This is a genomic window from Konateibacter massiliensis (genome assembly GCF_900184995.1).
Taxonomy (GTDB): domain Bacteria; phylum Bacillota; class Clostridia; order Lachnospirales; family Lachnospiraceae; genus Lachnotalea; species Lachnotalea massiliensis.
Window position 1 is genome coordinate 1,519,174 of the sequence record NZ_LT860099.1, and the last position, 24,860, is coordinate 1,544,033.

The window sequence follows — 24,860 nt, forward strand, 5'->3', positions numbered from 1 at the left end:
AGCTAATTTTCAACGTTTTTCATGACTTAAGTACCAACGTTTTATTTATTTTCTCGACTTTATAAACTAATTGTAAACAGATGTAATATTTTCGTAACATTTGACGACAAATGGAATTTACTGCCATAGTACAAAACTAGGAACTTCTTCCTATTATAATATCAGACTATATATATAAATAAAAAAGGCATATGCTTTTTCTGCATACGCCTTATTATTATGCTTTTTTCATTTTATTTTTCTTAATCTCTTCCAACTCATCAAAAATCACATCATTCAAAACCTTAATATAGGTTCCCTTCATTCCTGATGATCTAGATTCAATTACGCCTGCACTTTCGAACTTGCGAAGTGCGTTGACAATAACCGATCTTGTAATGCCGACTCTGTCTGCAATCTTGCTTGCAACAAGAATGCCTTCCTTGCCGTCGAGTTCATCAAAGATGTGGGTGATTGCTTCCAGCTCTGAGAATGAAAGTGTGCTGATTGCCGATTTTACAATCTGTACCTTTCTCGTCTCTTCCGCATTCTCCTCGTTCACAGAACGCATCATTTCCAATCCGACAACTGTTGTTCCATACTCACTTAAGATAATATCATCAATTTCATAGCTTGCATCACTCTTGTAAATAAATAACGTTCCTAAACGTTCTCCTGCAATATCAATCGGTGTTATAATTGCCTCATATTTCTTCACATCATCAAACACAAACCCCAAGGTCTCCAGATTGACATTTTCCTTCGTCGATAAAACTCCGAGAAGCCTTTCATTTAAAAGCGGATCAATATAGCCTCCTACTTCATCTTCAATGAGTTCTTTAATTTCATCTACACCATCGCAGATACTAATCCCTAGTACTTTTCCTTTTTTGCTGATAACGAGAATATTTGACTTTAAGATTTCTGTTAAGACATCGCAAATATCATTAAATACCACTTTTGAAGTACTGTTGTTATGCAAAAGCTTATTTATCTTTCTCGTTTTGTCTAATAATTGTACGCTCACCTTTTTGTGCCTCCTTTGCTTTTATAAGCAATGAAATAATTATATATCTTATTCAATTGTCATTAATTTTTATTCAATTTTTGTCTATTTCTTATTTTATCACACACATTATGCAAAAGCAATCCTCATTGCAAAACTTTCACACTTATTCCTCTTTTTTCTTCTCTTCCACATATCCGCACTGCTCGTCAATACATACCAGCTTGTTTCCCTTTTCTACCATGATACCGCCGCATTGCTTACAGCTGATTTTAGACGGTTTCTGCCATGACATGAAATCACAAGCCGGATTATCCTCGCAGCCATAATACTTTCTTCCCTTTTTCGTCTTTCGAAGTACGATATCCTTGCCGCATTTCGGGCAAGATACACCTATCTTCTCCAGATATGGCTTTGTATTTCTGCAGTCAGGGAAGCCAGGACATGCAAGAAACCTTCCGTGAGGACCATATTTAATTACCATGTTTCTGCCGCACATTTCACAGATTACATCGGTAACTTCATCTTCTATTTTATATTCTCCAAGTTCCTTTTCCGCATTCAAAACAGCCTCATCTAAATCCGGATAAAAATTACTGATTACGGTCTTCCAATCTACGCTGCCCTCTTCCACCTTATCCAGAAGCATTTCAAAATTAGCCGTAAAGTTTACATCCACAATACTTGGAAATGCTGCTTTCATAATGGAGTTAACAACCTCGCCCAGCTCTGTCACATAGAGATTTTTATTCTCCTTGGCAACATATCGTCTGGCAATGATTGTCGTTATCGTAGGCGCATAAGTACTCGGTCTTCCGATGCCAAGCTCTTCCAATGTCTTTACCAATGCTGCTTCCGTATAATGAGCCGGCGGCTGTGTGAAGTGCTGTTTTGAATCGTACTCTTTCAAGGAAATAGCCGTACTTTCATCCACGTTATTTAACAGTACATTGCTTTCCTCTTTTTCATCCTCTTCCTGAATATAAACCGACATAAAGCCTTCAAATGCTATTTTTGAGGTCGCTACTGTAAACACATACCCATTCCCCTCAATTTTGATTGTGATTGTCTCATATTTTGCCGCCTGCATTCTGCTCGCAGTAAACCTCTTCCATATAAGCTGATACAATCTAAACTGGTCTCTAGATAAGGAATCCTTAATATCATTCGGAAGTCTTGTAATCTCCGTAGGACGGATTGCTTCGTGGGCGTCCTGTATTTTCTTCCCCTTCTGGGTACTCTTCTCTTCTTTTGCCGCGTATTCTTCTCCATAGGTTTCTCTGATGTATTCTCTTGCCGTTTTGTCGGCTTCATCGGCAATTCTGGTGGAGTCCGTACGCAGGTATGTAATAATACCAACTGTACCGCTGCCTTTGATATCGACACCTTCATACAGCTGCTGCGCCAGTCGCATCGTTTTTTGCGTGGAAAAATTAAGCTTTTTGGAAGCCTCCTGCTGCAAGGTACTGGTTGTAAACGGCAAAGGAGCCTTTTTGATTCTCTCTCCCTTTTTCACACTTGCAATCTTAAACTTGGCATTTTCCAGCTTCTTTAGTATTTCATCCAACTCTTCTTTCGAATTAATGTTGATTTTTCCGTTACTGTCCCCGTAAAATTTCGCAGTCAAAGGCTTCTTTTCACCCTTCAACTTAAAATCAGCCTCCAAAGACCAGTATTCCTCCGGTATAAATGCATTGATTTCTTCTTCTCTGTCGCAGATAATTCGAAGAGCCACCGACTGAACTCTTCCTGCACTCAAGCCCCTCTTTACCTTTGCCCACAAAAGCGGGCTGATACGGTATCCCACAATTCGATCCAGCATTCTTCTCGCCTGCTGCGCATCTACCAAGTCCATATCAATATCACGTGCCTCTTTAATCGATGCCTTCACTGCATTCTGAGTAATCTCATTGAAGCTGATACGATACATTTTATCGTCAGACAGCTTTAATGCCTTAGACAGATGCCATGAAATCGCCTCCCCCTCACGGTCGGGGTCCGTTGCGAGATAAACCTTATCTGCTTTCTTTGCCTCCTTTCTGAGGTTTGCTAATATATCACCCTTCCCACGTATTGTAATATATTTTGGCTCATAATCATGCTCCACATCAATGCCCAACTGGCTCTTCGGCAAATCTCTTACATGCCCGTTTGATGCCGCTACCTGATAATTTGCTCCCAAAAACTTCTTTATTGTCTTAACCTTTGCAGGTGATTCCACAATAACTAAATACTTAGCCATAATATACTTCCTCCATTAACCTACTTATGGTTGCTGCTCTATTCTCACATAATAATTTTTTGACGTTTCTCTAATTAACCCTTTTATTTCCAAGTCCACTAATGTCATCATAATCTCCGAATATGTTAAATCAACGCTGTATAAAATTTCTTCCAGACTTTTGGGGTTCAAATCTAGACCACTATACAACATATTTTCTTTTCTTTCAAGTAAATTATTACTTTTTTTTAATAACTTTTCATTTTTTTCATATTTTATCCCCAATTCTTCCATGACCTGAAACGGTGAATATAAAATCGACGCACCTTGGCTGATAAGCCAGTTACAGCCCTTGCTCAGCTCATCTGTCACCCTCCCGGAGACAGCAAAAACATCCCTTCCCTGCTCGAGTGCAAAGTCCGCTGTGATAAGCGATCCGCTCTTCTCTCGCGCTTCCACTACTATTATAATATCTGCCAGTCCGCTTATGATTCGATTTCTTTCCGGAAAAAACATCGGGCGAGGCTGAGTTTGAACCCCGTATTCCGATATCACCCCTCCCCTTTGAAGCATCTCCTCATAAAGCTGCTTATTCTCCCTCGGATATACCACATTTACACCACAGCCGAGAACCCCTACTGTCTCACCGCCTGCTAAAAGTGCTCCTCGATGTCCATATTCATCAATCCCCCTTGCCAGTCCGCTTATAATGAGAATATCATTTCGTGCCATCTCCCTCGCAAACGACAATGCAATTTCTTTCCCGTAATTACTGCAATTTCTTGCGCCGACAATTGCTACTGACGGCTTGTCTTGCGGCAAATTCCCTTTTATATATAAACATATCGGATAATCAGGAATACTCCGAAGCCTTGCCGGATACTTCGGATGATTGCAACTGATAAACTTTATTTTTTGTTCTTGCAATTTATGATAATTCTCCAGAATTTCACCGCTGTCTTTTGCAATAATCAAAGCATTTTGCTCCTCTTCGGTCAGAATACTTATATTTCTTATCTCCTTCTTGGCCATCTCATAAATATGCTTGGGAGATTGATACAGTGCTATTAATTTTTTAAGCTTTCTCCGATAAATACCCGGTATCTGGCAGAGCCAATAAAAACTTTCTTCCTCTGTCATACTTTTTCCTCATCTTTTCCAATATTTTTTATCCATCGTTTTATAGCAGAGTGCTTCCCCAATATGGGAGATCTCAATCTCCTTCGCACCTTCAAGATCAGCAATGGTACGTGCCACCTTTAATATTCTATGATAGACGCGAGCACTTAAATCCAGCTTGTTAAAAATTTTCTTTGCATACGCCTGCACCTCTTTTGACAATCTGCAATACTCATGTATCTGAGCTCCTGTCAGATTGGAGTTGAAAAATATATCCGTTCCTTCATACCTCTTTGCCTGCCTTTGATGTGCCCTTATGACTCTCTCCCGAATTGTTTTAGAGCTTTCATTTTGCCCTCCGCCCTTTGATATCGGAATCAGCTCCTCGTATTTCATCTGCGGCATTTCAATACAAATATCAATTCTGTCCAAAAAAGGGCCGCTTATTCGGTTTAAATAGTGAAGTACATTGGTCTCGGTACAGCGACATTTATTCATATCAGGATAGTATCCGCAGGCGCACGGATTCATTGCGGCTGCAAGCATGACATTCGAAGGGAACTGGTAACTGCGGGTTGCTTTTGAAATGTTTACCCGCTTGTCCTCCAATGGCTGTCTCAAACTTTCCAGCACGGATTTGTTAAATTCAGGCAGCTCGTCCAAGAAGAGTATACCCCTGTGGGAAAGGCTTACCTCACCCGGTTTTACAGATGCACTGCCGCCTATGAGAGCCGTCTTTGTAATTGTATGATGCGGATTTCGAAACGGCCTTTGTATAACTAAGGGAAATTCATGATTTAAATCACCGGATATACTTAAGATTTTTGTAATTTCGATGCTCTCCTCCAAAGAGATAGGAGGAAGAATGGTGGGAAGACGTTTTGCAAGCATAGTTTTGCCCGAGCCGGGAGGCCCTATGTACAGAATATTGTGCATTCCGGCAGAGGCAATCTCGCTCGCCCGCTTCGCAGGTATCTGACCGTTTATCTCTCGAAAGTCTATTGTATACAATTCATTTTGCTTGTGAAATATCTCTTCTATATTGATTGATTCTTTTTCAAATTTTTTCTGATTTTTCATAAAGGCAATGAAATCTCCTAGTGTTTCTACCCCGATTACCTCTAATTCTTTTACAACCGCCGCCTCCTTTGCGTTTGCTTTCGGCACAATAAATCTCTTACATTCATACCTCTGTGCCGCAAACGCCATCGGAAGCACCCCTTTTACAGGCTTTATCTCTCCATTTAAGCTCATCTCGCCTACAATTAGAATATTCTCTAGGTTTCCTCCGTCAATAACTCCCAGTGCCGCAAGAAGCGCCCCTGCAATCGCTAAATCAAAGAGGGACCCTGACTTTCTCAAGTCTGCCGGAGACAGATTAATCGTTATCCGCTTAGGCGGCATTTGAATTCCGGTATTTCGAATTGCCGCCCGTACTCTTTCCTTTGCTTCCTTCACTTCACCGGATAAGTAACCTACCATTTCAAATTGAGGCATACCATTGCTCACATCTGCCTCCACGTAAACAAGATTGCTCTCCATACCAGTCACGCATGCTGACATAACCGTACTAAACATAGTGTATACTCCTTCCTTTATTCAACTGTATCTTGGAAATTCAAGCAGCGAACGCCGCCCTTTCAACGAAACCAGACTGGTTTCTATATGCATATAATCATAGCATATAATTGTATTTTTCAAAAGCCTTTTTTATTTGATTCAGCGCATTTTTTTCAATTCTCGAAACATAGGAGCGGGATATTCCTAAATACTTGGCAATTTCATGTTGCGTGTACTCTTTATTATTGTATAAGCCATATCGAAGTTCGACAACGAGCTTTTCTCTCGGTTTCAAACTGTTCTCAACGATCTTATATAAAATTTCAATATCCTGTTTTAAATCCACCTCGTCATATACACTGAGTGAATTTGCTTCCACGACATCTAAGAGACTGATTTCATCGCCCTCTTTACTCATCCCAATCGGCTCATAGAGCGAAACGTCCTTGGCTGTTTTTTTCTTTGTTCGAAGGAGCATGAGAAGCTCGTTATCAATACACCTTGCTGCATATGTGGCAAGACGGTTTCCCTTCGCATTATCAAACGTAGAAACCGCTTTGATAAGCCCAATCGTGCCGATTGAAATCATGTCCTCTATTTCCTCTTCCATAAAGCTGTATTTCTTGACAATATGTGCAACTAACCTCAAATTTCTTTCAATAAGAATATTTCTTGCCTCTATGTCCCCTTCCTTTACTCGTTCCAAATACTGTTTTTCTTCATCTGCACTCAATGGCATGGGAAAGGTTCTCAACTGAAGCACCTCGGGCATTCTTTGTTATATTCTATGTTTCATGCCCGGCCTTTGTGCCTTTCCATAAAAAAAGAATAGAGCCTAGACTCTATTCTTCCTTTACTCTCAAAATATCAAATTCATCAAGCTCTATGCCTAAATCAATAAAAAGAACCTGCTTTGGATGAGGTGCACTTTCTACTTCCTGCCCTTCCTCATCTACCATTCGCTTTACAACCACACTGATGTTCTCGCCGTTTGGTTTCATAACCTCAATCGAATCGCCTACACTGAATTTATTGCGTTGCTCAATCCGATAAAGCCCCTGCTCGTTCTTCTGCCCTACAATACCGAGATAAGTATATTCTTTTACATAGACATTGTTGTCGTAAATCTGCGTCTCCTCTGTCGGTTTTCCAAAGAAAAAGCCTGTTGTAAACTTTCGGTAAGTACACTTTCCAATTTCCTCTAGATACCAAGGCATGTTTTCCTTGTATTTATCAGGGGACTCCAGATAGTCATCAATTGCTTTTCGATATGTTCTTGCAACCGTTGCCACATAGAGAGCTGTTTTCATTCTGCCCTCGATTTTGAGGCTGTCAATTCCCGCACTCAACATCTCGGGAATATGCTCTATCATACACAAATCCTTTGAATTAAAAATGTAGGTTCCCCTGTCATCTTCATAGACAGGGAAGTATTCTCCCGGTCTTTTTTCCTCCACAACGGAATATTTCCAGCGGCACGGATGAGTACATTCTCCTCGGTTTGCATCTCTGCCTGTAAAAAAACTGCTTAACAGACATCTGCCTGAGTAGGAAATACACATTGCTCCGTGAATAAAGCTTTCAATCTCCATATCCTCCGGAATATTCTCTCGTATCTCCTTGATTTCCGCAAGTGAAAGCTCTCTCGCACTCACAACGCGCTTTGCACCAAGCTTATTCCAGAACTGATATGTTTTGTAATTTGTATTGTTCGCCTGCGTACTGATATGGATTTCCATATCAGGCAATACCTCTTGAGCGATAGAAAAAATACCCGGATCCGAAATAATAACCGCATCAGGCTTCATTTCTCCTAACTCCTTAAAATATTCTTCCACGCCCTCTAAATCTGTATTATGACCTATGATATTCGCTGTCACATATACCTTTACATTGTGTGCATGAGCAAATTCAATTCCCGCTCTCATGTCTTCCTTGGAAAAGTTCTTTGCCTTGGCACGAAGTCCAAAAGCTTCCCCGCCGATATAAACGGCATCTGCCCCAAACGTTACAGCTATTTTCAGTACCTCAAGGCTGCTTGCAGGTACAAGTAATTCTGGATGTTTCATCTTTGCCTCTTTCTAAATACACTAATTGTGACTCCATCACCGATCGGCAATATCGTCGTATCAAAATCTTCGGAATGGGTCAATTCATATAAATATTCCCGCATTCTTGTGTGAATGGTTCTATTTCTTCTTGTCACAGCATAACGGGACTCTATAATATCTCCGTCCTGCATCACATTATCAGAAATCAGAACACCACCGTCTGCAAGAAGTCTTTTTACCTCGGGGAGAAAATTAATATACTGCGCCTTCGCTGCATCCATAAAAATCATGTCGTACTGCCCGTTTAAGGAAGACATAATTTCTTGTGCATCCCCTTCCAGAAGTGTTATCTTATCCGTCATATTTGCCCGTTTAAAATTCTCTTTCGCAATCGGAATCCGCTTCTCATATTTTTCTATTGTTGTAATATTGCAGGAAGCGTCCGTGTATTCTCCCATGAGAATTGCCGAAAAACCGACCGCAGTCCCAACCTCTAGGATGTTCTTTGGATTTTTCATCGCCAACAGCACCTTTAAAAGGCTTTGCATTTCTTTTCTTATAATCGGCACATAACTTTTGATTGCCTCTTGTTCTATCTCATCAAGCAAAGGCGTATTTCCCGAATCCAGCGAGTTAATATACGCCCTTATTCTCTCGTCTACTATCACTGGTCTTCCTCTTCTTCGCTCTCCTCAGGCTCCGTTGTAATGGTCTGGATAATCTGCTCCACCGTCATCGACGTATTAAGCGTATATCTTCCCGCAATTACATCACCACTGACACCCGTTAGCTTCATCTGCACATAAAACACCTTCGCATCATGAATCAAGCCTTTTTCCTCCAGCAGTTCTCCCAATTCATAGGTAGAAAGACCGCTATCGATTGACACGTTAATATCTCTGCCCGGCTCTGACGACATCGGCTGCTCTGCAAAGACGGAAAAGCCAAAGGAATAAGCCTTTAGGCCACCATTATAAATCAATATAATAATCAATGCCGCAAAAATAACTTCTATTGATACACTTATGATTGTCCCTGCTACCTTCTTTGCACTCATTTCCACACCGCCTTATTGCCGTCAAAACTTAAGCTCCAAATCTACAAGTTTCACTATGGTCATATTAATTTCCTGTATCATTTTACACAGTTTCAGCTCTGCCGCCAAAAAGTCCATCACCTTCTCGTCCTTTTTCATATCGGCAAATTCCTGCTCCAACATATCTAGTTCATCAAAATAGTCCTCGGTATCCGTGTAGCTTTGCAGTTGAAAACTTCGCAAGCGATACTCATTCAACCGTATCGCAAGCTCCGTGTTTCCATGAATGGCTTCTTTCGCCTCATTATACGCCCTGTATTCTTCACTTTTTACAATCGCGTCTGCCAAGCTGTCGGTACATTGTAAAACTTGATTCATCACATCACCTATACTTCCATGATAATCGGTAAAATCATCGGATTTCTCTTTGTCTTCTTCCATATATAATCACTCAAAGAATCCTTAACCGTATTCTTTATCTTGCCCCAGTCTGAGACATTTTTACTGATACAGCTGTCAAGCGCGTCACTCACTACCTGTCTTGCTTCTTCCATAAGTCCTTCTGATTCTCTTACATACACAAAGCCTCTGGATACAATATCCGGTCCCGCCAGCACCTGATTGCTGTATCTCTCCAAGGTCAATACTACAATCATAATGCCATCCTCTGCCAGGTGCTGTCTGTCACGAAGTACAATATTTCCGACATCGCCTACGCCAAGTCCGTCCACAAAAATTGCTCCCGTCTGAACTTTTCCTGTTACGCCAACGGTTTCTTCATTAAGCTCTAATACATCTCCTGACTGCAGGATAAAAACATTTTCCTTCGGTATTCCAATGCTCTTTGCCACTTCGGCATGAGCCTGTAAATGTCTGTATTCACCATGAACCGGAATCGCATATTTCGGGCGTACAAGGGAGTAAATCAGCTTTATTTCCTCCTGACACGCATGTCCTGAAACGTGGGTATCCTGAAAGATTACCTTGGCTCCGCTTCTGGATAACTCATTGATTACCTTCGATACTGCCTTCTCATTACCCGGAATAGGGTTAGAGCTGAAAATTACGGTATCTCCCGGCTTAATTGCAACTTTTTTATGAATATGCGCTGCTATTCTGGAAAGCGCTGCCATTGACTCACCCTGACTACCAGTTGTGACAAGCACCGTCTGCTCATCAGGATAATTTTTCATCTGTTCAATATCAATTAAAGTGTTGTCCGGAATATTAATATAGCCAAGCTCTGTTGCAATGCCGATGATGCTTACCATACTTCTTCCCTCTACAACAACTTTTCTGCCATATTTATATGCAGAGTTAATAATCTGCTGCACTCTGTCTACGTTAGACGCAAAGGTAGCTACAATAATTCTGGAATTTTTATTTTCTGCAAAAATATTATCAAATGTCTTTCCTACTGTCTTCTCAGACATAGTAAAGCCAGGTCTCTCCGCGTTGGTACTGTCGCACATCAGTGCAAGCACACCTTTTTTACCGATTTCTCCAAATCTCTGTAAATCAATTACATCACCAAAAACAGGTGTGTAATCTACTTTAAAGTCACCTGTGTGAACAACCGTTCCTGCCGGTGAATAAATTGCAAGAGCTGAAGCATCCGCAATACTATGATTTGTCTTGATAAACTCAATACGGAACGCGCCCAGATTGATAGACTGTCCGTGTTTTACCACTTTTCTTCTTGTGGACTTCATAAGTCCGTGCTCTTTCAGCTTATTTTCAATAATTCCCATCGTCAACTTCGTCGTATAAATCGGAATATTAATATTCTTCAATACATACGGCAATGCACCGATATGATCCTCGTGTCCGTGCGTGATGACAAAGCCTTTCACCTTATCAATGTTGTCCTTTAAATAGGTCACATCTGGTATTACCAAGTCAATTCCGAGCATATCATCCTCCGGAAATGACAGACCGCAGTCCACAACAATAATACTGTCCTCGAATTCAAAGGCAGTAATGTTCATTCCTATTTGCTCTAATCCGCCCAACGGAATGATTTTCAATTTTGAGTTGTTAATGTTTTTCAATCAATTATACCTCCAAGTATTTAAATTTTTCCGCACATTATTCTGATTCGTTTTTCTCTGCCAGACAATCCTTGCAATGTCCATAAAGCTTTACTTCATGATCCAATACCTGAAAGGAAACAGAATCCATGATTCTCGCCTCCAACTCGTCCAATAAATCATCTTCAAAGGAAAGTACTTTCCCGCACTTGACACAGATAAGATGATGATGATGGTGTTTATTCGAATCGTCGCCATGACTGTTTATCTCATAACGAACAAAACCATCATCTAAATTGATACGGTCAATCAAGTGAAGCTCTAGTAAAAGCTGAATTGTTCTATATACTGTGGCTAATCCGATTTCCGGAAAATCCACTTTTATTAATTCGTATATTTCTTCTGCCGTTAAATGCTTGTCAGGTGAATTGGATAATACTTCAAGAACCCTAACTCTTTGTGTTGTCACTTTTAAGCCTTTTTGTCTTAGTAATTCCTTGAACCCATCCTTGTCAACTGACATTAATTTCACCTCTCATAACTAGAATAAAATGCTATATCAATCAGCCATAGGCTGTATTTACCTTAGTTTTGTAGTTCAATGTCCTCTAATATCTCCGAGAAAATCTTGGAAACATATTCCAATTCCTCATCTTCATCCACAATTTCGTAGACTGCCTCTTCATCCTCCGCGTTCGACAGATCTTTTAAAATCAGGGCGTCTGCATCACCCTCCTCTTCCTCCGTTACGAGGATATAATTAATCCCGTTTATTTTTGTCTCTTCAAGAACAAAAAATTCAACGGTCTCATCATCTATCATAAATTCAATTTTTTCCATTCTTTCCTCCAATTATGCCAAAACCAGTATTTTTCCTAATTCTGCTTTTGGTTAGACAAAAAATCCAGATAGCCTTGCAAAATAAAGACTGCCGCAAGCTTATCCACATAGAGTTTCCTGTCTTCTCTTCTTATCTCGCCCTCTGCCATCGTTCTGTCCGCTTCCACTGTTGTCAGCCGTTCATCCCACATTGTGACCGGAAGCCCTGTCCGTTTTTCCAGTATTTCCTTAAATTCAAGAGACTTCTGTGCCCTGTCTCCGATGGTATTATTCATATTCTTAGGGAAACCGAGTACGATTTCCTCCACTTCATATTCCTGTATCAATTCTTCCAGACGCGCCAGTGTTTGTCTCAGTTTGTTCTCTGCTTTTCTTCGCACAATTTCAATTCCTTGAGCTGTATAGCCCAAAGAATCACTGATTGCAACACCAACCGTCTTAGAGCCGTAATCCAAGCCCATTATCCGCATAGTTCACCTATTCCCATTTGTTCGTCTTAATGTATTCTCTTAAGACCTCTTCCACAAGCTCGTCACGTTCTACCTTCATAATTAGATTTCTGGCATTGCGATGACTCGTAATATAAGTCGGATCGCCTGACATAATATACCCGACAATCTGGTTCACAGGATTATAACCCTTTTCGACCAATGCCTGATACACGATGTCAAGAACTTCCTTTACCTGTACTACCGGTTCCGCCTGTACTTTAAAATATTGTGTATTATTCATATCCTGCATACTACCACGCCCTTAATTCGTTATATTCCTATTCTAATATAATTTGTCATAAAATTCAATGAATTATTTAATATTTTTCATTTCCGCCAGTATAACATTATGCCCTATCCGCTCTGCGCCTACACATTGCACGATTTTATTCTCCAGATTTTCATCAGAAGACACGGCACATTTTATATATTCCTTGCTGTGTCCGACATAATATTCCACACCGTCAATCGTAGTCTTTTCTTCTATGAGTACCTCTAAGTCTCTTCCAATCTGTTTATTCAGATATTCCTTGGACTGTTCTTTTGTTATAGTTAAAAGCTGCTCGCTTCGTGTGCCCTTAATTTGCTCGTCCACCTGGTTTTCCATTGCTGCCGCCTTTGTACCCTGACGCTTTGAATATTTAAAGACATGCATTTCAAAGAAATTAACCTTCTTCACATATTCCTTTGTCACCGCAAATTCTTCCTCTGTTTCCCCCGGAAATCCGACGATAACATCGGTTGTGATTGCAGGCATATCAAAATATTTGCGAAGCAGACAGCATTTCTCATAATATTCCTCTGCGCTGTATCTTCTGTTCATGCGTTTCAATGTCTCATCACAGCCACTTTGCAGGGAAAGATGAAAATGAGGACAGATTTTCTCCATCTCTGAAAGGGTTTTCGCAAATTTTTCTGTTATAATACGAGGCTCCAGAGAACCCAGACGGATACGCTTGATTCCATCCACTTGATTCACTGCAACGATAAGGGATAATAAATCCTCTCCCTCCAAATCGACACCATAGGAGCTTAAGTGAATTCCGGTCAGAACAACCTCCTGAAAACCTTTCTGTGCCAGCTTTTCCACTTCTTTTATGACATGGTCTATCTGCCTGCTTCTCACTCTTCCTCTCGCAAACGGAATGATGCAATAGCTGCAAAACTGGTTACAGCCGTCCTGTACCTTAATGATAGCTCTCGTGTGCTCCAAAGAGCTTTCCAATTCCAGTTCTTCATATTCTGCCGTGTGATTGATGTCAATCACATATTCTAACTCTTTGTTGCTCTCAAATTCATTCAGAATCGTAACAATATCCTTCTTTTTATTATTTCCGACAATAATATCCACGCAGTTATCCAGCTCGACCTGCTCTTTGGAGGCTTGGGCATAGCACCCGGTTGCCACCACGACAGCGTCCGGATTCATCTTCTTCGCCTTGTGGAGCATCTGTCTTGACTTTCTGTCTGCTATATTTGTAACCGTGCAGGTGTTAATGATATATACATCTGCTTTATCTGTAAAATCCACAATCTCATAGCCGTTCTGCTGAAGCATCTGCTGCATAGCTTCCGTTTCATAGGCATTCACCTTACAGCCCAGATTGTGTAGTGCCGCTTTCTTCATAAAGTTCTCCTTTTCATAATCTTATACAAATTTACTTTTGTCCCATTGTACGCTTTGTCCAACAACTGTGATTTATTTGTAAATTGCTTGTGAAGTCTGTTTCAAACTTATCGCGATTGCACATATTACCACTTTATTTTTGTTCAAAACATGAAAATTCCGTCAAATCTAATCTTTCTGGTAATTGCATCTTGACTTTTATTTTCCATAAATGTAAGATAAGTATATCAAAACACAAGGGAGGTTTTAAAGATGAAAACAGTTCAAATTTCTTTAAATTCTATCGATAAAGTAAAATCATTTGTTAACGAAATCACTAAATTTGATTATGATTTTGACTTAGTTTCAGGAAGATATGTAATTGATGCGAAATCTATCATGGGCATTTTCAGTTTGGATTTATCAAAGCCAATCGACTTAAATATTCATGCTGAGGACGAAATTGAAACTATATTAGCAGTGCTTAAGCCTTATTTAATCTAATCACAGCTTATTCGTCAACAATATGGTATAGAAACCAATCAATTGGTTTTCTATTTTTAAAATTTAAAAATGGATTTCAAAGCAGTTGCCCAACAAAGCAACTGCTTTTTTATATCATTATGCACACGAATGCAAATGGAAGATGTCACTACGCAATCCGTTCGTGTGCGAAGTGTGAGCAAAGCTCACACTTTGTTCTATTCTCTCATCTATTCACAAATAATAACTTCGTCTGTTGCAAGTGCCGTCGCTACCAGCTCTTCAATTTTTTCTTCCAGATTTCTCTCGGAACGCTTGATAATATTAATATTAGGCTTCGTAACCGGATGCTTTGCCACAAATATCGTACAGCAGTCCTCATAAGGAAGAATGGATGTCTCAAACGTGTTAATCCTCTGCGCAATATCTACGATATCCTGTTTGTCGAAGCTGATAACCGGACGCATAACCGGCATTGTACACACTTCGTTTGTCGCAGCAAGACTCTGTAACGTCTGGCTTGCCACCTGACCGATGCTCTCTCCTGTAATCAGTGCCAAGGAGCCAGTCTCCTTTGCGATATGTTCTGCGATTTTCATCATATATCTTCGCATAATGATGGTCAGCTCATCATGCGGGCATTTTTCATAAATATAGAGCTGAATATCTGTAAAATTAATAACATGCAAATGAATCGGACCGGAATATACCGCTACCAGCTTTGCAAGATCAACCACCTTCTGCTTCGCTCTCTCGCTTGTGTAAGGAGGAGCATGGAAATATACCGCATCAATCTTAACGCCTCGTTTTGACACCATATAGCCTGCCACAGGGCTGTCAATTCCACCGGAGAGTAAAAGCATTGCTTTTCCGTTCGTTCCGACCGGCATACCGCCTGCTCCCGGTATCACTTGGGAGTAGATGTAAATCTTTTCTCTTATCTCAATATTTAAAAGAATATCAGGCTTATGGACATCCACCTTCACATTCGGGAATGCCTGCAAAATCTTTTCTCCTATACTGTAATTAATCTGCATGGAATCAAGTGGATAGTTTTTTCTGGCACGTCTGGCGTTCACCTTAAATGTCATGTCAAGTGTCGGATGTGCCTCCTTAAAATATTCAACAACGGACTCGGCAAGCTTATCAAAGCCCTCATCCTCCACATGGACAACCGGGCATATCCCGACAATACCAAACACCTTTTGCAAAGATGCAATTGTCTCCTCATAATCATATTCGCTTAGAACTTCCACATACATTCTTCCCTGTTGCTTGGATACCTCAAATTTGCCCTCCACCTTTTTTAGAGCATGCTTAATCTGTTTTACGAGCGCATCCTCAAAAATATAGCGGTTTTTGCCTTTGATACCGATTTCTCCGTATTTGATTAAAAATGATTTAAACATCCGTTTCCTCCAGACTACTGTCTTTTATATAATCTTAATTTTGGTAAAATATTGTTCAGTTCTTCTATGCAATAACTCAATTCTTCCTTTGTCGTCTCAGAAGACAGGCTAAATCGAACCGTGGAATCCAGCAGTTCTTTCTTCACACCGATTGCCTTTAAAACAGAGCTCACAGCAGGCTTATTAGAGGCACATGCCGAGCCTGCCGACACATAAATCCCCCGGCTCTCTAAAGCGTGCAGTAAGACCTCACTTCTTACCTGTTCAAAGCTTGCACTCACAATATGAGGTGCGCTTTCCATTCCAATCTTACCGTTTATCGTGACACCTTCTATTTTGCTTATCGCATCTACAAAATACTGTTTTAGCTCATACAGCCTGTCAATCTTTTCCGTGAGATTTTCATAGCTGATTTCAACTGCCTTTCCGATGCCTGCTGCACCCGGTACATTTTCCGTTCCGGAGCGCATGCCTCTCTGCTGGCCGCCGCCGAACATAATCGGCTTTATTTTCACCTTTTCGCCGATATAGCAGATGCCGACTCCCTTCGGACCGTTTATCTTATGTCCGCTGACGGAAAGCATATCAATATTTTGTTTTTTCGGATATATTTTATATTTGCCGAATGCCTGTATCGCATCTACATGATACAGCGTATTCGGATTTTTTTCCTTAATAATCGTTCCAATTTCCCCAATCGGCTGAACCGAGCCGATTTCATTGTTCACATACATGACAGAGACAAGTATAGTCTCCTCACAAAGTGCCTCGCGCAATGCCTCAAGCAAAATCACACCGTCCTTGTCAACCGGGAGATAGGTCACACGAAAGCCCTGCTCCTCCAAATATTTCATTGCATTCAGAACAGATGGGTGCTCTATGGATGACGTAATAAGGTGCTTTCCTGCACGCATATTCGCCATGGCACTTCCGATAATGGCAAGATTGTTTGATTCCGTCCCGCCGGATGTAAAAAACAATTCCTTCTCATTCACTTTCATATTAGCAGCGATAGTTTCCTTCGCCCTTTTTATATAACGTTCCGCTTCCACTCCCTTTGTGTGCATGGAGGAAGGGTTTCCGTAATCGGCTGTCATAGCCGATACCACAATATCCCTTACCTCATCAAAACACCTCGTGGTAGCTGAATTATCCAAATAACATTCCAAAGCTTTTCTCCAATTCTAACTTTCAAGCTGAAACATAATAACAGACAGAGCCGTAAGCCCTGCTGTCTCAGTTCTCAGTATTCTCTTACCTAATGTAATCGTCTTCATATCAAGCGCAAGTGCACTTGCAATCTCCCTTTCATCAAAGCCACCCTCCGGACCGATAAAAATCCCGATGGAGGCGTTTGGACGTATCGAGGATATCAGGCTTTTCGTCTCCGCCATTTTATCCGCATTCTCATACGGTATTAAATTATACTCAAAATCCTTGGCATATTCAAGAGCTTCTTTCCAAGTCATCAAAAAATTTACTTTTGGTATGATAATCCGCTTGGATTGCTTTGCCGCACTCTCCGCAATCGCCTGCCACCGTTTTATTTTGCTCTCCGCCTTTTTCGGCTCCAGCTTTGCAACGGAATTTTTCATCGCAACCGGGATGATTTCATATACGCCAAGCTCCACCGCCTTCTGAATGATGAGCTCCATTTTATCGGATTTAGGCAATCCTTGAAATAAATAGATTTTAGAGGGAAGTTCCCTTCCCTCTTTCTCTACGGATAAGATTCTGGCTCGCACCTCGTCTTTTCCGATTTCCTCTATCTCACAAAAATAGTCCTTGTCAACTCCGTTGCTGATTAAAACCTCTTCCCCGTTCTTCATACGAAGCACGTTTTTAATATGGTTTACATCGCTTCCGGTTATCCTGATACAGGACTCTTCTATCTGTTCTTTATTCACAAAAAAATGATGCATCTCACACCTATCTTTTCTTGGCTGTCACGGATACCCATTCGCCCTGGTGAGTTACCTCAACAACCTCAAAATCGTTTTCTTTTATCGCTGTCACTACTTCCTCTTCTTTTTTATCAATGATGCCTGAGGTGATATAAAAGCCGCCTGTCTTTAAATTCTGCTTGATAACGGGTGTAAGCGGAATCAATACATCTGCCAGTATGTTAGCAACGACGATATCATATTTCTCAATGCCCGCCTGCACCTGTAATTCTTCGTCCTCCAGCAAATTTCCCGACTGTACCGTGAATTTCTCCTCCGGCACATTGTTTACCTCGGCATTTTCTCTGGATGCACTGATGGCATTCGGGTCAATATCAAGTCCGAAGGCGCTCTTAGCACCTAACTTAACGGAAACAATCGATAAAATACCGCTTCCGCAGCCTACATCAAATATCTTTGTCTCATCTGTGATATATTTCTTAAGCTGTCTGATGCAAAGCTGTGTCGTCTCATGCATTCCGGTTCCGAAGGCTGTTCCCGGATCAATCTGAATCATAAGCTTTTCACGATCCTCGGGCTTTACCTCCTCCCATGACGGCTTAATCAAAATATCATCCACAGTAAACTGCTTAAAATACTGCTTCCAGTTGTTAATCCAGTCCTTATCCTCCGTTTGGGATTCCGTTATCGTGCCTTCCCCGATATCCATAAAGCTGCGAAGCTGTGAAAGCTCCTCCTTCACATTTTCCAGGAGTTCTTTCGAATCCACCTCGCTGTCGATATAGAAGCTTAGATAGGCAATGTTGTCATTCTCGTCTATATCCGGCAGAATGTCCACAAACATCTGCTTTTTATCCTCCTCTGACAAAGGAACCTTATCCTCTATTTCCACACCCTCCACTCCTAAATCCATAAGAGTGCTGCTTATAACATCCTCCGCCTCGGTAATCGTCTTGATTGTGTATTTATTCCACTTCATGTTTTACCTCTTTTTTTCTATTTCTTATAAAATTCCAGCGTATCTTCCAATTCCTTCGTTATAGTTCCGCCGCTTCTTCTGATTGATGTATACGCGTTTTCTGTTTTCTTAATCAGGGCCGCGCGCTGTAGCTCATATTTATCCATCAATTTTGCAAAGGCAGGGAAGTTTGTCAGCTCTGTTCTGACTTTCTTCGGGAACGGACAATACGTCATCAAAATCCCTCTCGCAAACTCATTTAATCTGGAAGCGCCCTTTGATTCGAATCGCATCCACTGAATATAATCCTGTGCAAAGAACTCACGATAGTTGTTTCTAACCTTTGAGAGATCGCTGCGAATTTTATCTTTTGCCTGTATGGACAAATCTCTGTTTTTCTTATAAAACTGAATATAATCATAGTATTCAGCGGTCAGGGATTTCTCCGTGATATCGCTCCAATATACACCCTGAATATTTCTGCAAATCTCCCATCTGTAATAGCCCATTACGCTAATCAAAAGCTCCTCCGGTGTATCCTTGCTTAAAACCGGCAGTATAAATCGCGCCGGCGTATCTTTTTTAAGTCCTGAAGTCTCCTGCCACATACTGCCCTTCAGTCCTGAATTCGGCATCAAAATCGTGATTGGAAGCACCCTTTTCTCAATGTATTCCTTGGATATTCCCTTACTCGAATCATGGTATAACATCTTTCTGTAAAACAGGGAGTAATCAATTGCCTGCAAATTTTCATAAGCCTTTACAACTTCTGATTTCTGGCGCAGAAGCTTGTTCATGTCGCCGCCCAGCGAATCCTTGTGCAAAATCGGGCAGAAGGTCAATACCTTACCGCTTGTAATTTTGTTTGCCACACGGAACATATTGCTGATTTCAAATTGCACCTTGCCCTTCATATCGCTTAAATATGCCTTTTCTTCTGCTTCCGATACGTGCTGCGTCCTCTTTCTGTCTCGAAGCATTCCAAGATAATCCAAATCAAATTCATTTTTAGAAGGCTCTGCTTTTCCACGATAAATCTCTTGAAGCCACTCTCTGATTGTGTAAATCGGATATTCGCTTGGTTCCTCTTCCTTCTTGAAGTAAAGAAGCTGGAGAAGCTGCATTTCAGTTAAAAATCTCTCATCCACAAAACCATAATTTAAAAACAAATCAATAACCGGCTCTGCAAGCTGAGTTTCCTCTGCTTTGAAAAATACCAGTTCATACAGCTCGTAGAAAAACTTTGTGATTGCTTTTCGAAGCTTGTCCGTCTCATCTGTCAGTGCAGACTTATCCGGCAGGGAATTATAAACGGTCAGATACTGTTTAAATTTATCCCCCTTCTCTTTTTCAATGCCGGAAAATTCTAAGATAGTATCCAGCGAATCTTTCGTAAGCACCTTTGCACGTTTGATTTGATCAACCGTATAGTGTCTTGTCAAATCTGCCTGCTCATCATCAAATTCGGAGCCGACTTTAATTTTTGTTTTAAAATGTCCGAGCAAAATCGGAAGTACAGACTGCTCAATATATCTCTCACCGCTTACGAATGCAGAAACCTGCTTAATTCTATCATATACCATTGCAATATCGCCGTTTGAATCGTTAATCATAAAGGCAAGCTCTGCAAGTCTCATGAATATGTTATCCTCGTCCTTGGCAAACAATGCATTTTTTACCTCATTCACATAGGCGATAATTGTTTCATATGCTTCTTCCATCTCAACAACGTATTCCTGCGTTCTCTTGATTTCCGCCGTCATAATATATTCATTGGCAGCATAGAATTTTTTCTTTAGGTCCAAGGATATCAAATCTAAATTTATATAATACTCCAAGTCCGCATTCACATTTATGCTGCTTTCATCAAATTCCTCTATATTTTCAATTCTCTTAATCTGTGCCGGCTCTTTGCGATAGCCCTCACAAATCTCCTTGTATTCTCTGTATTCCTTCTGGATAAAGCCGTAAAGCCTGCTGCTTAATCCTCTCAAGCTTTCAAACTCTCCGGTGAGACTTATCATCTGTTTGCTGAGAGAGCTGACTACGATTCCCGGATAAGAAGCATCCTTTGCAAATATGTTGCACAGCTCCTCCGTCGTCTCAACCGTAAAATAGCAGATTAACGTCTCCTCATCTGCCACATAATTATATAGATATCTTCCTGTTCCCATCTCCAAAACGCCTATGACATTTCCCGCCATAAGCACGTTTTCGCCGTATTTCCCCTTCGCCTTTACGCTTCCTGTGACAATGATGCTAACTTCCTTTATCGCATCGCCTTCCTGATAAATAACTGCTCCTGCTGCCAATTTTCTTGTCATCATTGGTTGTTCTGATCTCCCCATGTCCGTCATCCTTTCCGCATCGCTACGTCCTTGTATTTGTTGTTCTCTATTCTTATGTGAAGTAATTTCTATAAAATGTGCCTTGATACAAAAGCCCATATCAGAATCGATATGGGCTTATTATAGCATTTATTAAATAGTTTAACAATAGTTCAAATGCCCCGCTTTTTAGAGCTGAATCATTTTTGTATCGTATGCGTCGATATCTATTTCTACTTTTCCATTATCTGTCATAATAACCGGGCGCTGCTTTGTATCACTGTTGTTAATAACCACAAGAGTATTGCTTTCCGGATAGTAAGCACATTCCGTCATAGGAGAATCCGTCAGATAATTCTGCTCTAAATTCTCTTTGCAAGCATACAGAATGATTTCATACAGCATCCTTGTATTTGCAAGGTTTGTCTCAAAGGAAGACAGATAGATTCCTCTTCCCTTTCCGAAATCATAGGAGGTGAGAGTCGGAACACCGTTTTCCTCTGCCAATACATCTGCCTTACCGTCTGTCAGATAAATGTGGTCTTTTCCTTTTATCATGCTATCTGCCGGAAGCAAACCTTCTACCGATTTTACTTCATAGCTCCATTTGCCGTGGCATACTCTTTCGCCATTATCCTTGTCCACACCGAATACATGGGCCATTCTAAAGAAGTTGTCATATCCCTCCACTGCGGAAGGCTCGTTGACACCGATTAAAACACCACCCTCATGTACCCACTTGGTAAGTACCTCCACAACCTGCTCATCCTTCCAGTTGTCGCCGCCGCTCCATGCGGAACCTGCATAGCCCGCATTTATCACAACATCCACGTCCTTTAATACACCGTTTTTTACATCCGCAAAACTGATATAGGAAACATCAAACGGGCTGCCCGATAAACTCTCGTTAATATGAATCAAATCATGCATATAGGTCTCGTGGAAATGCCCGGACAGCGTCCATGAACGAAGGCTTCCCCATGCAGTCAGAACCGCAACCCTTGGTTTCAATACCATAGGCTTTCCTGACTTGTGAAACTCCTTAATCTGTCTGAACTCGTCTGACACCTTTTCAATATAGTCACAGAAATCAGGGTATGGCTCAACAAGGTGCAAGTAACCGCCAAGTCCAATTCTGTCAACCGGTTCACGAAGAAGTGCTCTTCTTATACTGTTCCAGAATTTCTTTGCCTCAAGAGTCGGGTCGCCGCCCTCCATAAAGGTCGGTGCTCCGCCAAGCCCTACCGGGAATAAATACGGATGAAGTCTCAGCTCATGAGTCGGTGCATCCACACCTGCACAAAGTCTCGCTTCATAGCCTGAGAATACACACTTGATAATTCCGTCAAAGCCAAATTCCTTGAAACGCTTGCTGTAAGGCTCCACACCTACCCAGCTGTCATCGTAGAATACATAAGCCTGTTTTCCATATTCATGAACCATATCCACCAGCTTTTTGCCAAATTTAATGACAAAGTCATGAATAAAGTCCATCCAGTCAAGCTTGTGCTGATCTGCCGGCATATGAGTCACATGAAGATTTCCTTTGTTGATAAAATCCTCTGCAGTCAGAGAATAGCCATATTCCTGAGCAAATTCATCAAGAGCAAGCGGGCTTACCGTAAAATCATAGGAACCCCAGTCCGAAAACAGATGACGGTTTCTCTCGCTGCTTCCCCAAATCCACACAAAGTTGTAGAACATGGAGGTAAAGCGCACTACCGTTGTATCCGGGTGGGTCTTGCACCAGTTTTCCATCCACTCAAGCATATACTCCTGTGTCTCTTTATGTCTTGGGTCAAGTTGCATCAAATGCTCTTTTTCCCAATTGTTTGTCGTATGGTTGTACATGGAAATTTCTTCCCAGATACGGTATGCGAGAAAGCTCACGGTATATTTATGCCAAGGTGTGATTCCTTTAACTGTCACACTTTCGTCTGCCTCAGAAAAGCTCCATTTTTCTCTCGGAACCTCTGTATTTGTAGTGCGGTCATATACCTGCCAGTACTTTAAAGAAGCCTCGGACGCATTCACTCTAAACTGCTCCTCAAAAAAGTCCTCCATCAAATAAAAGGTTACGCTTGTATCATCTGCCACCTTTGGATTTGTCATCAAAAATGACTGTTGAAGCTTATCTAAATTCTTCTTTGCCCATTCATTGTGGTCACGAATAATACATATGGTGGAGTAAATACCATATCCGGCATTTAAAATCTCATCTGACAATACGGTTCCGTCGCTGTCTCGAATTACGTCGGCTCCCCATTTCTCAGCCATTTTTAATGTCAATTCCTCATATCCTGACTCTCCCGGCAAAGTGAAGCTGCCTGTACTCTTGCAATTTGTTTCACTCATCGTCGCACTACCTCTCTTTAACTAAAATATTTTATATAAATCTAAATCATCATAGATATTATCTCTATAAATGCAGCTAATGTCAAACCCTTTTTGCGAATTTCGGTATAATTTTAAATAGAACCTGCCCAAGGCAGGTTCTATTCTTATTCATGACAAGCGAAGCTGTTTACAGCTTCATCTTGTTTAATCCTCAAAATTTTCTTTTATTTTATCCACAAAGCTCTTTTTCTTCTTTCCGCCGCCGGATGTCGTACCTGCTGTACCACTGCTCAGCGTACTGCCGCTCAATGAGTCAAATTTACGCAGCAATTCTTTTTGCTCCTCGGAAAGCTTATCCGGCACCTGAACAACCAAGGTAACATAGTGATCACCTCGCAGTGCCTTGTTTCGAAGGGAAGGCACACCTTTTCCTTTCAGTCTTACCTTTGTATCCGTCTGGGTTCCCGGCTTCACTTCGTAAAGCACTTCGCCGTCCACCGTATTAATCTTCACCTCACCGCCGATAGCCGCCTGAGCAAATGAAATCGGGGCGGTCGAGAAAATATTGTATTCCTGACGCTGGAAAATCGGGTGTCTTGCAACCGCAACCTCAACAAGCAAATCACCTCTTGGACCACCGTTGATGCCCGGCTCACCTTTTTCACGGATACGAATACTCTGTCCGTTATCGATACCCGCCGGTATGGATACCTCGATTGTCTTTCTCGCAGCAATATAACCGCTTCCGTGGCAATCCGTACACTTCTCTTTTACAACCTTACCGCTTCCCTGACAATCCGGACAGGTCGTCACATTACGAACCGTTCCAAAGAGTGATTGGGATGTGTAAACAATCTGTCCCTTTCCGCTACACTTCGGACAGGTCTGAGCGCTTGTTCCCGGTTTTGCTCCTGAACCGCTGCACGTCTGACAAGTTTCCTTTATACTGACACTAACATTTTTCTCACAGCCAAAAACTGCTTCTTCAAAGGTGATATTCAGTCTTGTCCTGACATTCTCGCCCTTCATCGGACCATTATTCGGTCTCCTGCTTCTACTTTGGCCACCGAAAATATCTCCAAAAATATCCCCGAAAATATCTCCCATATCGCCGCTGAAATCAAAGCCGCCAAAGCCGCCGGCGCCACCTGCTCCTCCGTCAAATGCGGCATGACCAAACTGGTCATACTGACGGCGTTTATCCGCATCACTCAAGACCGTATATGCCTCGGAAGCTTCTTTAAATTTTTTCTCCGCTTCCACGTCTCCCGGATTCATATCAGGATGATATTTCTTTGCCAGCTTTCTATATGCACTCTTTATCGTTGCATCATCTGCACCTTTTTCGACGCCGAGGACTTCATAATAATCTCTCTTGTCTGCCATATTAACCTCCATCTTACCTATGTAATAGGCATATTACTAAAACACAAACATATAATATACACCATTAGGGACACATTGTAAAGAATATGTCCCTAATGAAAACTCTATTGAGTTATA

Annotated in this window: 23 protein-coding genes; 1 reads left to right on the forward strand and 22 read right to left on the reverse strand. The window is 41.3% G+C overall.

Going from position 1 to position 24,860, the window contains the following annotated elements:
- Positions 1-217: 217 nt before the first annotated feature.
- The 15 genes from codY to mtaB form a co-directional block, all read right to left on the reverse strand.
- Entirely contained in the window at positions 218-1,006 is a 789-nt protein-coding gene (gene codY, locus CTY48_RS12860; protein WP_099468883.1) for a GTP-sensing pleiotropic transcriptional regulator CodY, read from the reverse strand.
- A gap of 145 nt (positions 1,007-1,151) precedes the next feature.
- Entirely contained in the window at positions 1,152-3,227 is a 2,076-nt protein-coding gene (topA, locus tag CTY48_RS12865) for a type I DNA topoisomerase (protein WP_099468884.1), read from the reverse strand.
- Between the two features lie 24 nt (positions 3,228-3,251).
- Positions 3,252-4,346, reverse strand: coding sequence for a DNA-processing protein DprA (gene dprA, locus CTY48_RS12870; protein ID WP_099468885.1), 1,095 nt, complete (start codon positions 4,344-4,346; stop codon positions 3,252-3,254).
- 9 nt (positions 4,347-4,355) lie between these two features.
- Positions 4,356-5,903, reverse strand: a complete 1,548-nt coding sequence (locus tag CTY48_RS12875) for a YifB family Mg chelatase-like AAA ATPase (protein WP_099468886.1) — start codon at positions 5,901-5,903, stop codon at positions 4,356-4,358.
- A 97-nt stretch (positions 5,904-6,000) separates the two neighbouring features.
- Positions 6,001-6,639: an RNA polymerase sporulation sigma factor SigK gene (sigK, locus tag CTY48_RS12880; RefSeq protein ID WP_099470157.1), complete on the reverse strand. Its 639-nt coding sequence runs from the start codon at positions 6,637-6,639 to the stop codon at positions 6,001-6,003.
- 88 nt (positions 6,640-6,727) lie between these two features.
- Positions 6,728-7,954, reverse strand: a complete 1,227-nt coding sequence (locus CTY48_RS12885; protein WP_099468887.1) for a peptidase U32 family protein — start codon at positions 7,952-7,954, stop codon at positions 6,728-6,730.
- Complete coding sequence (locus tag CTY48_RS12890; RefSeq protein ID WP_099468888.1) at positions 7,951-8,604, reverse strand: O-methyltransferase; 654 nt, start codon at positions 8,602-8,604, stop codon at positions 7,951-7,953. The genes CTY48_RS12885 and CTY48_RS12890 overlap by 4 nt, the downstream gene beginning before the upstream one ends.
- Positions 8,601-8,993 (reverse strand): endolytic transglycosylase MltG, encoded by a 393-nt coding sequence (locus CTY48_RS12895; protein ID WP_099468889.1) that lies wholly within the window; start codon positions 8,991-8,993, stop codon positions 8,601-8,603. Before CTY48_RS12895 ends, CTY48_RS12890 begins: the two co-directional genes overlap by 4 nt.
- A 21-nt stretch (positions 8,994-9,014) precedes the next feature.
- Positions 9,015-9,413 carry a YlbF family regulator gene (locus tag CTY48_RS12900; RefSeq protein ID WP_099468890.1) on the reverse strand — a complete coding sequence of 133 codons (399 nt, stop codon included), beginning with the start codon at positions 9,411-9,413 and terminating at the stop codon, positions 9,015-9,017.
- Entirely contained in the window at positions 9,359-11,023 is a 1,665-nt protein-coding gene (locus tag CTY48_RS12905) for a ribonuclease J (RefSeq protein ID WP_099468891.1), read from the reverse strand. The genes CTY48_RS12900 and CTY48_RS12905 overlap by 55 nt, the downstream gene beginning before the upstream one ends.
- Before the next feature lie 37 nt (positions 11,024-11,060).
- The gene (locus CTY48_RS12910; protein ID WP_099468892.1) at positions 11,061-11,525 is read right to left on the reverse strand and encodes a Fur family transcriptional regulator; all 465 of its coding nucleotides are present in this window, start codon (positions 11,523-11,525) and stop codon (positions 11,061-11,063) included.
- Positions 11,526-11,587: 62 nt separating this feature from the next.
- A complete protein-coding gene (locus CTY48_RS12915; protein WP_099468893.1) occupies positions 11,588-11,842 on the reverse strand; it encodes a DUF1292 domain-containing protein in 255 nt (84 codons plus the stop codon).
- Between the two features lie 35 nt (positions 11,843-11,877).
- Positions 11,878-12,312: a Holliday junction resolvase RuvX gene (gene ruvX / locus CTY48_RS12920; protein ID WP_099468894.1), complete on the reverse strand. Its 435-nt coding sequence runs from the start codon at positions 12,310-12,312 to the stop codon at positions 11,878-11,880.
- A gap of 7 nt (positions 12,313-12,319) precedes the next feature.
- On the reverse strand, positions 12,320-12,583 hold the full coding sequence (locus tag CTY48_RS12925; protein ID WP_099468895.1) for an IreB family regulatory phosphoprotein: 264 nt from the start codon (positions 12,581-12,583) through the stop codon (positions 12,320-12,322).
- A 63-nt stretch (positions 12,584-12,646) separates the two neighbouring features.
- Entirely contained in the window at positions 12,647-13,960 is a 1,314-nt protein-coding gene (mtaB, locus tag CTY48_RS12930) for a tRNA (N(6)-L-threonylcarbamoyladenosine(37)-C(2))-methylthiotransferase MtaB (protein ID WP_099468896.1), read from the reverse strand.
- A gap of 252 nt (positions 13,961-14,212) precedes the next feature.
- Here mtaB and CTY48_RS12935 point away from each other — a divergent pair, with 252 nt between their 5' ends.
- A complete protein-coding gene (locus tag CTY48_RS12935) occupies positions 14,213-14,443 on the forward strand; it encodes an HPr family phosphocarrier protein (RefSeq protein ID WP_099468897.1) in 231 nt (76 codons plus the stop codon).
- Positions 14,444-14,652: 209 nt separating this feature from the next.
- On the opposite strand, the gene thiI is transcribed toward CTY48_RS12935, so the two are convergent.
- From thiI to dnaJ, 7 genes are all read right to left on the reverse strand, one after another.
- Entirely contained in the window at positions 14,653-15,831 is a 1,179-nt protein-coding gene (gene thiI / locus CTY48_RS12940; RefSeq protein ID WP_099468898.1) for a tRNA uracil 4-sulfurtransferase ThiI, read from the reverse strand.
- 14 nt (positions 15,832-15,845) lie between these two features.
- A complete protein-coding gene (locus CTY48_RS12945) occupies positions 15,846-17,000 on the reverse strand; it encodes a cysteine desulfurase family protein (RefSeq protein ID WP_099468899.1) in 1,155 nt (384 codons plus the stop codon).
- Positions 17,001-17,015: 15 nt separating this feature from the next.
- Positions 17,016-17,753, reverse strand: coding sequence for a 16S rRNA (uracil(1498)-N(3))-methyltransferase (locus CTY48_RS12950; protein ID WP_099468900.1), 738 nt, complete (start codon positions 17,751-17,753; stop codon positions 17,016-17,018).
- 7 nt (positions 17,754-17,760) lie between these two features.
- A complete protein-coding gene (prmA, locus tag CTY48_RS12955) occupies positions 17,761-18,714 on the reverse strand; it encodes a 50S ribosomal protein L11 methyltransferase (protein ID WP_099468901.1) in 954 nt (317 codons plus the stop codon).
- 17 nt (positions 18,715-18,731) lie between these two features.
- Positions 18,732-21,041, reverse strand: coding sequence for a cyclic nucleotide-binding domain-containing protein (locus CTY48_RS12960; protein ID WP_180272725.1), 2,310 nt, complete (start codon positions 21,039-21,041; stop codon positions 18,732-18,734).
- A 168-nt stretch (positions 21,042-21,209) separates the two neighbouring features.
- Positions 21,210-23,375 carry a 1,3-beta-galactosyl-N-acetylhexosamine phosphorylase gene (gene gnpA, locus CTY48_RS12965; protein ID WP_099468903.1) on the reverse strand — a complete coding sequence of 722 codons (2,166 nt, stop codon included), beginning with the start codon at positions 23,373-23,375 and terminating at the stop codon, positions 21,210-21,212.
- 186 nt (positions 23,376-23,561) lie between these two features.
- Complete coding sequence (dnaJ, locus tag CTY48_RS12970; RefSeq protein ID WP_099468904.1) at positions 23,562-24,743, reverse strand: molecular chaperone DnaJ; 1,182 nt, start codon at positions 24,741-24,743, stop codon at positions 23,562-23,564.
- Positions 24,744-24,860: the final 117 nt, after the last annotated feature.